The organism is Amycolatopsis thermophila, from assembly GCF_030814215.1.
Classification (GTDB): Bacteria; Actinomycetota; Actinomycetes; order Mycobacteriales; family Pseudonocardiaceae; genus Amycolatopsis_E; species Amycolatopsis_E thermophila.
On sequence record NZ_JAUSUT010000001.1, the window covers coordinates 742431 to 754892 of the forward strand.

Annotated in this window: 8 protein-coding genes; 3 read left to right on the forward strand and 5 right to left on the reverse strand. The window is 71.9% G+C overall.

The annotated features are described in order from the left end of the window. Positions 1–17 precede the first annotated feature (17 nt). From FB470_RS03740 to FB470_RS03750, 3 genes are read left to right on the forward strand one after another with little or no spacing between them, the layout of a single operon-like run. Positions 18–1196: an anhydro-N-acetylmuramic acid kinase gene (locus FB470_RS03740; protein ID WP_306988765.1), complete on the forward strand. Its 1179-nt coding sequence runs from the start codon at positions 18–20 to the stop codon at positions 1194–1196. Next, positions 1183–2712, forward strand: a complete 1530-nt coding sequence (locus FB470_RS03745; RefSeq protein WP_306988767.1) for a sodium:solute symporter — start codon at positions 1183–1185, stop codon at positions 2710–2712. The genes FB470_RS03740 and FB470_RS03745 overlap by 14 nt, the downstream gene beginning before the upstream one ends. After that, entirely contained in the window at positions 2713–3312 is a 600-nt protein-coding gene (locus FB470_RS03750; RefSeq protein WP_306988768.1) for a maleylpyruvate isomerase N-terminal domain-containing protein, read from the forward strand. Between the two features lie 245 nt (positions 3313–3557). Here FB470_RS03750 and FB470_RS03755 read toward each other — a convergent pair whose 3' ends face one another. From FB470_RS03755 to FB470_RS03775, 5 genes are all read right to left on the reverse strand, one after another. Beyond that, complete coding sequence (locus FB470_RS03755) at positions 3558–6050, reverse strand: glycoside hydrolase family 172 protein (RefSeq protein ID WP_306999045.1); 2493 nt, start codon at positions 6048–6050, stop codon at positions 3558–3560. A gap of 888 nt (positions 6051–6938) precedes the next feature. Continuing rightward, complete coding sequence (smc, locus tag FB470_RS03760) at positions 6939–10520, reverse strand: chromosome segregation protein SMC (RefSeq protein WP_306988769.1); 3582 nt, start codon at positions 10518–10520, stop codon at positions 6939–6941. A gap of 123 nt (positions 10521–10643) precedes the next feature. Then, positions 10644–10940, reverse strand: a complete 297-nt coding sequence (locus FB470_RS03765; protein WP_306999047.1) for an acylphosphatase — start codon at positions 10938–10940, stop codon at positions 10644–10646. Positions 10941–11183: 243 nt separating this feature from the next. Beyond that, positions 11184–11717, reverse strand: a complete 534-nt coding sequence (locus FB470_RS03770; protein WP_306988770.1) for a hypothetical protein — start codon at positions 11715–11717, stop codon at positions 11184–11186. Further along, positions 11710–12354 (reverse strand): hypothetical protein, encoded by a 645-nt coding sequence (locus FB470_RS03775; RefSeq protein WP_306988772.1) that lies wholly within the window; start codon positions 12352–12354, stop codon positions 11710–11712. Before FB470_RS03775 ends, FB470_RS03770 begins: the two co-directional genes overlap by 8 nt. Between the last annotated feature and the right edge of the window lie 108 nt (positions 12355–12462).

Below are 12462 nucleotides of genomic sequence, written 5' to 3' on the forward strand. Positions count from 1 at the left end.
GACTAGACCACTCGGTCATGCGCGTGGTCGGGCTCATCTCCGGTACCTCGGTCGACGGCATCGACGTGGCGTTGGCCGATCTGGACGTGTCCGGGGACGAGGTGGTCCTCGTCCCGCTGGGGCACTCCGCCCACCCCTACCCGGACGACCTGCGACGCGAGCTGCTCGCGGTCCTGCCGCCGTCCGCGACGAGCGTCGAGCAGGTCACGCGCCTCGACACCCGCGTCGGCCAGGCCTTCGCCGAGGCCGCGGCGACCCTCGCCGACGGCGCCGAGCTGGTCGCCTCGCTCGGCCAGACCGTCTTCCACTGGGTCGGCGACGGCCGCGCCCTGGGGTCGCTGCAGCTCGGGCAGCCGGCGTGGATCGCCGAACGCACCGGCCTGCCGGTGGTCGCCGACCTGCGGGCACGGGACATCGCCGCCGGCGGGCACGGCGCTCCCCTGGCCGGCACCCTGGACGCCCTGTGGCTGCGCGACCTCGCCCCGGCCGTCGCGCTCAACATCGGCGGCATCGCCAACGTGACCGTCGTGCGGCCGGACGGCGTGCAGGCCTTCGACACCGGGCCGGGCAACGCGCTGCTGGACCTCGCGGCGCACGAAGTGACCCACGGCGCGCAGCACAGCGACCTCGACGGTGCGATCGCCGCTCGCGGCCGGGTCCACCCGCAGCTGCTGGACCGCCTGCTCGCCGAGCCCTACTACGCGGCGCCACCGCCCAAGTCGACCGGCAAGGAGCTGTTCCACGCCGGCTACCTGCGCGCCGCCCGCGAGGGGCTCGACGTCGGCGACGAGGACCTTCTCGCGACGCTCACCGAGCTGACCGCGGTGACGATCGCCCGCGCCTGCGCCGGGGTGACGACCGTCATCGTCTCCGGCGGCGGCGCCGACAACCCGTCGCTGATGCGCGCGCTGGCCGCCCACCTGCCCGGGACGCGGCTGGCGACCAGTGACGAGTTCGGCCTGCCGCGCGAGGCCAAGGAGGCCTACCTGACCGCTCTGCTCGGCTGGCTGACCTGGCGCGGCGTCCCGGCGAACCTGCCCGCCGCGACCGGCGCGCGCGGTCCGCGCCTGCTCGGCAGCATCACCCCGGGTGCGCACGCGTTGTCGATGCCCGCTCCACATCCCGTGACCGTCACCCGTCTGCGGGTAGCGCCCCACCCCGACCAACCGATAGGAGTGCCTGATGCACCCAGTTGACCTGGCGATCATCGTGGTCTACCTGGCCGCGATGCCCGCGATCGGCGTGCTCGTGGGGCGGCGCCAGCGCTCGGCCACCGACTACTTCATCGGCGAGCGGAGCCTGCCGTGGTGGGCGGTGTGCTTCTCGATCGTCGCCACCGAGACCTCGACGCTGACCGTGATCAGCACGCCGGGCCTGATCTGGGCCGCGTCGGGCAACTACAACGGCCTGACCTACCTGCAGCTGCCCTTCGGTTACATCATCGGGCGGACGCTGGTGTCGTTCGTGCTGCTGCCGCGGTACTTCAAGGGCCAGCAGACCACCGCGTACGCCTTCCTCGGGCAGCGGTTCGGCTCCGCGATGCAGGGCGTGTCGTCGGTGGCGTTCATCGTGACGCGGCTGCTGGCCGAGGGCGTGCGGCTGTTCGCCGGCGCGATCCCGATCCAGGTCATCCTCAAGCACTTCGGCCTGAACACGTCGTACTGGCAGATCGTCGTGGTGCTGACGGCGCTGACCGTGATCTACGCGCTGGTCGGCGGCATCAAGGCGGTCGTGTGGGTGGACGTGATCCAGCTGTCGGTGTACATCGGCGGCGCGATCATCGCGATGATCGTCCTGGCCACGAAACTGCCGTCGGGCTGGACCTCGCGCGCCGCGGACGCCGGGGTGTTCCGGCTCTTCGACTTCAACGTCGACCCGCTGCACCTGCTGACCAGCCAGTACGCGTTCGTCACGGCCGTGGTCGGCGGCGCGATCTTCACGATGGCCTCGCACGGCACCGACCAGCTCATCGTGCAGCGGTTCCTGGCCTGCCGCAGCGTCGCCGACGGGCGCAAGGCGCTGATCGGCAGCGGGGTCGCGGTGACCATCCAGTTCGCGTTGTTCCTGTTCGTCGGCGCGATGCTGTGGGCGCACAACGGGTTCCGCACGCTGCCCCAGCTGGGCGTGAAGGGCGACGACGTGTTCACGAACTTCATCACCAGCGAGCTGCCGGTCGGGGTGGCCGGGTTGCTGATCGCGGCGATCCTGGCGTCCACGATGGGTGCGCTGGCCTCGGCGTTGAACGCGTTGTCGAACTCGACGGTGGCCGACCTCTACCAGCGGTTCACCAAGCGCCCGCCGGAGGATTCGAAACTGCTGCGGCACGGGCGGATCTGGACGCTGGTGTGGGCGGTGGTGTTCGCGGTGTTCGGGTCCATGTTCAGCAACCGGAACAACCCGGTGATCGAACAGGGGTTGTCGATCACGGGGTACACGTACGGCGCGATGCTGGGCGCGTTCTTCCTCGGCATGTGGGTCAAGCGGGCGCGGCAGCTGGACGCGATCGTCGCGTTCGTGGTGACGGTCGCGGCGATGGCGGTGGTGGTGCTGGGGGTGAAGATCCCACCCGCGCCCGGTGCGAAGCCGGTGGTGCTGGCGTTCCCGTGGTATACCCTGCTCGGCGTACTGATCACGCTCGTCGTGGGCGGCGCGCTGTCCCTGCGGCACCGCAGTGCGGAGACCACGGCCCCGAAGGAACCGGAGCCGGTTTAGATGGACGCCAACGTCCTGCTGAGCACCGCCGAGGTGTGCGCGGAGTTCCTCTCCGGGCACCTCGACCGCGACTGGTCGGTGGCGGTGCCGGAGATGGACCTGACGGTGGCGGGGGTCGTCGCCCACATCTCGGACTGCCTGCACTGGTACGCCTACGACCTCACCGCCGGGCCGGTCGAGCTCTCGACGATGGAGGCCCACGTGCGGGCCGGTTCGCCACCGGCCGAGCTGCTGGTGACGCTCGGCACGACGGCGAAGGTGCTGGCCGCCGTGGTGGCGACGAGCGCGCCGGACGCGCGCGGCTGGCACCCGTGGGGCATCGCCGACCCGGCCGGTTTCGCCGCCATGGCCTGCGACGAGCTGCTGGTGCACACCCACGACGCGGCCCGCGGTCTGGGCGTGACGTTCGAACCCCCGGCCCGCCTGGCGGCCGCGACGCTGTACCGGCTGTTCCCCTGGACGCCGATGGACACCGCCCCGTGGCCCACACTGTTGTGGGCCAACGGGCGCGCCGCCCTGCCGGGCCACCCGCGCCTGGCTAAGTGGCGGTGGCACAGCGCGCCACTGTCCGAATGGGACGGCTCGGCGCCGATCAGCTAGTTGTGCTGTCCGGGGACGTGGGTGGGGTAGTCACATCACCGTCGCCCGCTCGGTGGGCCGCTCTCGTCAGCACGGCCCGGCGGGGTGAACGACCGGTCCAGCCGGCCGCATCGCAGCCCGAACCGCACCTCGGCTGAGGTGGAGGCTCTGGTCGTGGTGTTGTGGCAGGAGCACAAGATCGGTAACAGCCACGGCATCACAGCGCTGGTCCGGCACGGCGCTCGCACCGAGCCACCGCCGCCAGGTCAGTCCTGCGCCGGCGGCGGTGTGGCCTGCGAGAACACCGTGTAGCGCGCCGCGGACCAGGCCGGCGCTCCGGCCACCGGCTCGAGCCGAACCTGCACCGACGTCTGCCCGGCCGTCGCGGAGGCCGGGATGTCGAAGCTGTCCTCCAGCCACCGCGAGTGGGTGTTGCCCAGCGGCTGGTACCACTCGCCGACGAGCCGGTCGTTCACGAACACCCGCGCGTGCTGGAAGGCCTGTGCCTGGTCGGACACGCGGTGCAGCCGCAGCCCGCCGTTGGCCTGGTCGACCCGGGCGGTGAACGTGACCGGCTGGGTGGTCGACGTCGTGGTCCCGGTGACCGGTGTCGTGTCGCCCTTGCCCTCGAACGTCGACGTCAGCGACTCGCGGGTGTCCCCCGGCGCCGAGTACCCGTGCTGCGACCGGCTCGCGTCGTCGCCCACCTCGACCACGTCGCTCTGGCTCAGCGACGGTGCGCCCTGCCCGTACCAGTAGGCCGTCGAACTGTAGTCGGCCGGCATCGACGAGCGGTCGCCGTGCTCGATGTCGAACTCGATGCCGTTGCCGAACGGCACCCCGTCCCCGATCATCAGCCGGTAGGCGTTGAGGCACACGTACCGGCACCCGTCGGTCCCGTCCTCGCGGCTGACCAGCCCCGCCTGCGGCATCCCGTACGGGACACCCTCGACACCGCCGTCGCGGCCGTCCTGGAAGTACCACCCGGACTCGTAGAAGTCCTCCGACCCGGTGCCGTGCATCGCCGGGCTCGCCGACCCGTCCGGGTACATCCGCTCGTCGCCCTCGAGGTAGTTCAGCTGGTTCTGCCCCGGCGGGATGCCGCCGCGCATGCTGGTGGTGACCCCGTAGAACACGCCGCGCCCCTGCGCCGTCAGGAAGTTCCAGTCCTGACCGGACACCGTGCCGCCGCGGTGCTGGGTCGCGTGGAAGTAGCCGAGCGAACCGTCGGCCAGCCCGGAGGCGACCGCGGAGTCCGGCGCGGACGTGACCTCGAGGCTGCCCCCGGCGACGGGCACACCCGAGGTGTTGACCAGCTCGGCCACCGCGCTGCGCCCGTACGGCATCGGCCACCACGTCGTGTAGGCGCCGTTGTCCGTGGTGTCGATGGAGTGCAGCAGCGTCCGGGACGCGTACTTGCCCAGCCCCGACCCGAAGAACTCGCCCACCGGCGCGTCGACGGTGGTCTGCCCGTCGAACGTCAGCCGCAACCGCAGGCCCTCCAGCACCGCCTCGGACGCCGCCGCCTGCCCCGGGTCGGCCGCGTAGCGGAAGTGCCGCAGTCCCGACCAGCGTTCACCGTCCACTGTGTACCCGTGGACGGCTTCCTCGTTGGCGTGGTTGTGCCCGACGTCGAGCACGTCGGTGCGCACCCACTGGCCGCCGACCTTGCTGTGCACCTCGTACCGGAACTCGTTGACGTCCTCGCTGGAGGAGACGAACCGCGTCGCGACCTGCAACTGCGACCGGTTCCGCGTCAACGCGGCGGGCACCTCGATGGTCTGGTCCACCCAGCCGCCGCCGGCACGGGCCGGGCCGCTGGTGAACTGGCCGGCCGGCTGCCCGCCGACGAGGAGGTCGGCCCGCTGCTCGCCGATGCCGGCGTCGATGCGGCGCGTGATGCGCACACCGTCGTTGTCCGGGGCGACGGTCGCGGTGAAAGCGCTGCCGCCGGGTCCGTACGCGCGGCCGTCGTCGGAGAGCCCGGGTGCCGCGATGACCTGCGGCAACCGGAGGCTGAGCTGGGTGATGCGCCGCGCACCGCCGGGCAGCGGGACCGACACGGCGGACCCGGCCGGCACGTCGACCGGCGCGACCTGGGCACGGGCGCCGGGTGCGGCGGGTTTCGGGTCGTTCACCCCGAACCCGCGCAGGCGCTGGACGACGTCGGTGGCCCGGTCGTTCGGGTTGAAGGTCCGGACGCCGTTGGCGTCGGCGAACTGGCGGTAGGTGACGTGGTAGAAGTGCGGGTTGTTCTCGGTGGTGATGCGCATCGAGCGGGTGTAGGGCATCGGCACCTTGATCACCGCGCCGCCCATGGTGTCGGCCGAGTTGCCCACCAGCGGCCACACGAACGGCGCACCGCGCGAACCGTTGACGACGTCCTGCAGCGGCGCCTGCAGCACCACGCGGCCGTCGAGTTCGATGGTGATGCGCCCGATCGCGGCGACGGTCGTCGATTCGTAGGTGAACCAGATGGAGGAGATCTCCCCGGCGCCCCGGGCGTCGGCGAGCAGGCAGTCGCCGTTGGGTTCCTCGCGCAGGCACGAATAGGTGCCGGCGAAGCCGTCGTCGTTGTGCCCGGTGCGGTCGAAGCTGGAGAACTGCTTCACCTGCTCGCCCGGCCGCATGCGGGCCAGGCCGTCGATCGAGCGGTAGGTGTCCCAGCCCACCGGTCCCTTGTCGCTCGCAGCCGGGGCCGGCGCCGCACCGGCGGGCACCCCGACGAGGAACGCGAGCACCAGCCCGACCACCACCATCACGGAGCGGTTTTTGGGCGCGACAAGGGAAGATTTGGGCACAGTGGGACCCCCAGCCTGGACGGACCGCCCCGCGCTCGCACGCGAGAAATCGATTACTCAACTTAGTGGTCGGTGGCACCACTGTGTCTAGCGCCACATGGGTGGTTACTGATCCGGCACTGAGGGTTATTACCGGCAACCGCTGTCCGAAACGGACACTTTCGGGGGAAACTGGCCCCTTGACGGCGATCAAGCGGCGCGTCAGCGCCCGTGCCCTAAAGAGAGCTGGGTGGTCATCCCCTCGCCTGAGGCCGTCACATCACTGTGAGCCAGGCCCGCACCCCCGGCACCCGCGCGAGATGACATGCCAAGCTTGCGGGCCTGGCTCACAGTGATAGGCCTCAATGCAGGCGACGGGATGACCACCCAGCGACCCACTGCATGAGGTGACCCGGCCTGCATCCCCGGTCATCCCGGAGCCTGCCCGTCCGGCGAGGACATCTTTTGATCTTTTTCCTGACCTTCGGCCAGTGGCGCCTGCGGCGCTGGGTGGTCGCCTTGGGTGCCGACCTCCCCCGCCCCCTCCGGGTGGAGTGTTTTCGGTCGCCGAGCAGGCGTGTCAAGGCGGGAAAGAGTACCTTGACACGCCTGGTCGGCGACCAAAGGCGGGCTGGGGATCGGGGGCGGGGGAGGTCTGGGGACGCCGCACCTCGCCTTCGCGTTGCCGGCCGCCTGGGGGGTGCGGGGAGGTCTGGAGACGTCGCACCTCGCCTCGCGTCGCCGGCCGCCTGGGGGGTGCGGGGAGGTCTCGGGAGGTCGCACCGCGACTCGCCTGGCGTTGCCGGCTCCGGTTCGAGTGGTGGTCCCGCGTCCCCTTGGCTTGCCGGGCGGCGGGTCGGCCAGGCGCTAGGCCTCTTGCCGCAGGCGCTGGCTGATCACCTTCGTGATGCCGTCCCCCTGCATGCTGACGCCGTACAGCGCGTCGGCGATTTCCATCGTCGGCTTCTGGTGGGTGATGATGATCAGCTGCGACGATTCCCGCAGCTGTTCCAGCAGCCCGATGAGCCGTCGCATGTTGGTGTCGTCCAGCGCGGCCTCGACCTCGTCCATCACGTAGAACGGCGACGGCCGCGCGCGGAAGATCGCGACCAGCATCGCCACCGCGACCAGCGACTTCTCGCCACCGGAGAGCAGCGACAGACGCTTGACCTTCTTGCCCGGCGGGCGGGCTTCCACATCGACGCCGGTCGCGAGCATGTCGTCCGGCTCGGTCAGGATCATCCGTCCCTCGCCGCCGGGGAAGAGCACCGAGAACACCGTCTCGAACTCGCGCGCGACGTCGTGGTAGGCGGACGTGAAGACCTCGAGGATCTTGTCGTCCACCTCCTTGATGACGGTCAGCAGGTCCTTGCGCGTCGCCTTCAGGTCTTCCAGTTGGGTGGACAGGAACTTGTACCGCTCCTCCAGCGCGGCGAACTCCTCCAGCGCCAGCGGGTTGACCTTGCCCAGCGTCGCGAGGTCCCGCTCGGCCCGCTTCGCGCGGCGCTCCTGCGTGGACCGGTCGTACGGGATCGACGGCGGCGCGCTGACCTGCTCGCCGTTCGCCTTGGCCTCCTCGTACTCGGCCATCTCCGACGGGCTCGGCGGCACCGGTACGTCCGGACCGTACTCGGCGACCAGGTCCTCCAGGCCGATACCGAAGTCGTCGGCGATCTTGGTCTCCAGCTGCTCCAGCCGCAGCCGCTGCTCGGCGCGCAGCACCTCGTCCCGGTGCACCGCGTCGGTCAGCTTCTCCAGCTCGTGGGTCAGCTCGCGGACCTTGTTGCGCACCTGGGTCAGCGCGCCCTCGCGCTGCTGCCGCACGGCCTGGGCCTCGTCGCGCTCGGCGGCGGCCCGCTGCACGGACACCTCGATCCGCTCCAGCGCGAGCTCACCGGCGTCGACCACGGCGGCGGCGATCTCGGCGCCACGGACACGCGCGGCCCGCGCCTTCTCGGCCCGCTCCCGCGCCGCGCGCTCGGCGTGCGCGGCCCGGCGCAGCGACTCGGCCCGGCCGGCGATGCTGCGGGCGCGCTCCTCGGAGGTCCGCAGCGCCAGCCGCGACTCGACCTCCTCCTGGCGCACCGCGGCGAGCTTCTCGGCGGCCTCGTCGCGCGCGCTGGTGTCCGGGTCCTCGTCCACCGGCTGCTCGGCGACCGCCGCCAGCCGCTCCTCCAGCTCGGCCAGGCTGGCCAGCGCCTGCTCCCGGCTGGCCTCGACCTTCGCGCGCTGGTCCCGCAGCCGCGTGACCTCGGCCTCGGCCGACCGCGCGGCCTGCTGCAGCCGGTTGAGCCGTTCCGACGACCGGGCCTTGCGGACCCTGGCCTCGGAAAGCGCTTCCTTCGCCTGGGCCACCTCGTCCCGGCGGGCCTGCTGTTCGGCGCGCGCGCCTTCCAGCTCCGCCGCCGTCCGCTCCAGCCTGCGCTCGGCCGCGATCAGCCGGTCCTGCGCCTCGTCGACCGCCGCCTGCACCTCGATGACGCTCTCGCTGCGCCCCGAGCCACCGACCGCCCAGTGCGAGCCGAACACATCGCCCTCGGCGGTCACGGCGCTCACCTCGGGGTGCGCCGCGACCAGCTGCCGCGCCGCCTCCAGGGTGTCCACCACGGCCATCCGGTCCAGCGCCCGCTCCACCGCGGGGCGCAGAGCCTCGGGCGCGGTGACGACCTCGCGCGCCCACCGGGCACCGTCCGGCAGGGACGGCCAGGACGAGGTGTCCACTGTGTACGACGCGCCGCCGAGCAGCACACCGGCCCGGCCGGAATCGTTGTCCTTCAAGAACTTCAGCGCCGCGATGGCCTCTTCGCCGCCCTGCACGGCGACGGCGTCGGCGACCGGGCCGAGCGCCGCGGCGAGCGCGACCTCGTAGCCGGTCTCGACGGACAGCAGCGCCGCGACCGAACCGAGCAGGCCCGGCAGCTGGTCGCTCGCGCCGAGCAGCGCGCCCGCGCCGTCCTTGCGCCGCAGGCCCATCGACAGCGCGTCCACCCGCGCCTTCTCCGAGGCGATCTCGCGGTCGGCCTGCCGTTCGGCCTTGACCAGCTCCTCCACGCGCGCCTTGGCGGCCTGGTTGGCGGCGACGGCGCGGTCGTGGCGGTCCTGCAGGTCGGCGTCGTCGGACTCCTCGACGCCACCCTCGGCGCGCGCCTCCTCCAGCTCCTCGACGGCGATCTCGGCCCGCGCGGCGGCCTCGTCGATGGCCCCGGTCAGGCGCTCGATCTCGTCCGACGTCGCGCTGTTCTTGCTGCGCAGCGCCTCGACCTGGCCGGTCAGCTTCGCGAGGCCCTCGCGCCGGTCGGCGATCGCGCGCACCGCGGCCATGTGCGCCTTCTCCGCGGCCTGGACCTCGTGCTCCAGCTCCTCGCGGCGCAGCACGGCCTCGGCGAGCGTCTCCCGGGCCATCATGACCGCCTCGTTCAGCTCCGCCTCGCGCTCGGCGACCTGCTCGGCCTCGGCCAGCAGCTCCTCCGGGTCGCGGCCGCCGGTCGAGGTGTCGACGTCGGCGGACAGGTGGCGCTGCCGCTCCACGGCCAGCCGCACCGTGCCGCGCAACCGCTCGCCCAGTGCGGACAGCTTGAACCAGGTGTCCTGGGCGGCGTTGAGGCGCGGCGCGTCCTCCGCGACCATCGCCTCGAGCTGGGCCTCCTCGGCGCCGGCGAGTTCCAGGGCCTGCTCGACCTCGGCGCGGCGGGCGCGGGCGGCGTTCTCGTCGGCCTCCTCCTTGGCGATCGCGGCGCGCTGGGTGACCAGGTCGTCGGCCAGCAGGCGCAGGCGGGCGTCCCGCAGTTCGGCCTGCACCGCCTGCGCCTTGCGGGCGATCTCGGCCTGCTTGCCCAGGGGCTTGAGCTGGCGGCGCAGCTCGGCGGTCAGGTCGTTGAGGCGGTCCAGGTTCGCCTGCATCGCGGTGAGCTTGCGCAGCGCCTTTTCCTTGCGCTTGCGGTGTTTGAGCACACCCGCGGCCTCCTCGATGAAGGCGCGGCGCTCCTCCGGCTTGGACTCGAGGATCTGCGACAGCTGGCCCTGGCCGACGATGACGTGCATTTCGCGGCCGATACCGGAGTCCGACAGCAGTTCCTGGATGTCCAGCAGGCGGCACGAGCTGCCGTTGATCTCGTACTCGCTGGCACCGTCGCGGAACATGCGGCGCGTGATGGACACTTCGCTGTACTCGATCGGCAGCGCGCCGTCGGCGTTGTCGATGGTCAGCGTGACCTCGGCGCGGCCCAGCGGTGCGCGGCCCGAGGTGCCGGCGAAGATGACGTCCTCCATCTTGCCGCCGCGCAGGTCCTTCGCGCCCTGGGTGCCCATCACCCAGCGCAGCGCGTCGAGCACGTTCGACTTGCCCGACCCGTTCGGACCGACGACGCAGGTGATGCCCGGTTCGAACCGCAGGGTGGTAGCCGAGGCGAAGGACTTGAAACCCTTCAGCGTCAAGCTCTTGAGATGCACGTGGCGGGACCCTTCAACGCCTGGGTGATCCGAGGAGTCTATCCGGGGCGGCCGGACCTCCCGGGCCAGCCCGTGGGCGCGTGTTGTCCCCGCCAGCCCCATCGGCCCCTCCAGTCACAGATGTCACTCCTCCACGAAGCCCTCCAGGCCGCCCTGCGCCGCCGACCAGTGTTCGACGACATGATCCACACGACCGGGTGATGATGTTGAGCGCAGCAGGCCGAGTAGCTGCTGACAGTGGCTTTCACTACCCTCCGCCAACACCCGAACACGGCCGTCGTCGAGGTTCCGCGCGCTGCCCACAAGGCCGAGCTCGAGCGCCCGGCATCGCGTCCACCAGCGGAAACCCACGCCCTGCACGCGTCCGCTGACCCACGCCGTGAGCCGGACGCTGTCCTGTTCACCCGTCACGTCCCCCATGGTGCCCGACTCCGTTCGGTCGCGGAGGGTGAGCATTCGGGTGCTCCTGGACAGATCAACCTTCACTCTTGGTGCTAATCTCCCCGGCAGGCGCCACCATTCGGGTCACTCGCCCGGGTGTGCTCAAGCCGTTCTCCCCGCCAGTGTCAAGGAGCGACCAATGACCCAGATGGGGTCACGATCGAGTCGTCGGACCGAGGTCTCGCCGCCGCGCGACTCCGCCACGCGCAGCCAGCGCAGCGGCTACGTGCTGCTCGCCGTCAGCGGTGTCGTGCTCGCCACCGCGTTCGGCGGGCTGGCCTCGCTCGTCGCGCCCGGCGACTCGCCGAAGGTCGCGGTGCCGAACGGCGCCAGCACGAGTTCGGGTGCCCAGCTCGTCCCCGGCGACGCGGCGCCCGGCCAGGCGCCGGTGACGGTCGACGGGGTCGCGATCCCCGCGGGCACCCGCACGGCCGTGGTGACGACCAACCCGGACGGCACGCAGGTCGTGACGCTGCTGCCGCCGGAGGGCTCCGGCGAGCAGCCGATCGTGCTGCCGCCGGGCACGCCGCTGCCGCCCGGCACGGTCATCCCGCCCGGCACGACGCTGCCGCCGGGGACCTCGCCCTCGCGGGAGGACACTCCCAGTGCGACGCGGACGTCCCCCAAGCCGCCGAGCAGCAGCACCCCGACCGACACCTCGTCCACGGTGCCGTCCACGCCGTCCAGCTCATCCCCGGGCGAGTCCAGCTCGACGCTCCCGAGCTCCAGCACGGGCGGCAGCTCGTCGTCATCCAACAGCGACAGCCCGACCCCGAGCACCACGTGACCGGCTGACCAGCCGCACCACGAGCGCGATCAGCGACAGCAGCGGCAACGGGAAACCGAGCGCGATCCCGATGCCCGCGTCGGCGATCGGGGCGCACACCGCCGCGGCGAACACCCACACCGGGCCGGTCTTCGGCTTTCCCGGGCCGGCCCAGGGCGTCCGCTTCCACGGTTTCGCGACGGACAGCCAGGCCTGGAAGGCGATCGCGCTCGCCATGAGCGCGGTTCCGCCGGCGAGCGGCCACGGCGCCGGCTCCCCGGCGAGCGCGGCCCGTTCGGCAGCGGCGAGCGCCGGGGACAGCACGATGATCGCGACGTTGAACTGCACGACGGTGATGGTGAACTTGCCGAACACCCACCAGTGCCGGAAGAACCCCCACGGTGTCGCGGCGGCCAGCAGGAACCCGGTGAACGCCGAGGCGTTCGCCAGCGGGGCGAGCAGGTGCAGGTCGATCACGTGCGCCATGGACAGCGCGCTGGCCCGGCGCCCCGGATCGCCGCCCGAGCCGATCAGCATCAGCGCGAACAACGTGAGCGCCTCGGCCATCCAGCCGACGGACGTGATGATGTGCAGCCAGACGGCCGCGTGCCGCCATCCCTTGAGCATGCTCCCGAGGCTGCCGCGGGTCGCCGCCGCGCACATCGGGTGCCGCCCGGATCTCGCCCCTGGCCGGGAGTCGCCGGATGTTGACACCGCCGGTCGCCGGGTGTCGAC

What these genes read in the sequence shown, in the direction of transcription:
- FB470_RS03740 (WP_306988765.1), top strand. Translation starts at nt 18, where the DNA reads ATGCGCGTGGTCGGGCTCATCTCCGGTACCTCGGTCGACGGCATCGAC.
- FB470_RS03745 (WP_306988767.1), top strand. Translation starts at nt 1,183, where the DNA reads ATGCACCCAGTTGACCTGGCGATCATCGTGGTCTACCTGGCCGCGATG.
- FB470_RS03750 (WP_306988768.1), top strand. Translation starts at nt 2,713, where the DNA reads ATGGACGCCAACGTCCTGCTGAGCACCGCCGAGGTGTGCGCGGAGTTC.
- FB470_RS03755 (WP_306999045.1), bottom strand. Translation starts at nt 6,050, where the DNA reads ATGGTGGTGGTCGGGCTGGTGCTCGCGTTCCTCGTCGGGGTGCCCGCC.
- FB470_RS03765 (WP_306999047.1), bottom strand. Translation starts at nt 10,940, where the DNA reads ATGGGGGACGTGACGGGTGAACAGGACAGCGTCCGGCTCACGGCGTGG.
- FB470_RS03775 (WP_306988772.1), bottom strand. Translation starts at nt 12,354, where the DNA reads ATGCTCAAGGGATGGCGGCACGCGGCCGTCTGGCTGCACATCATCACG.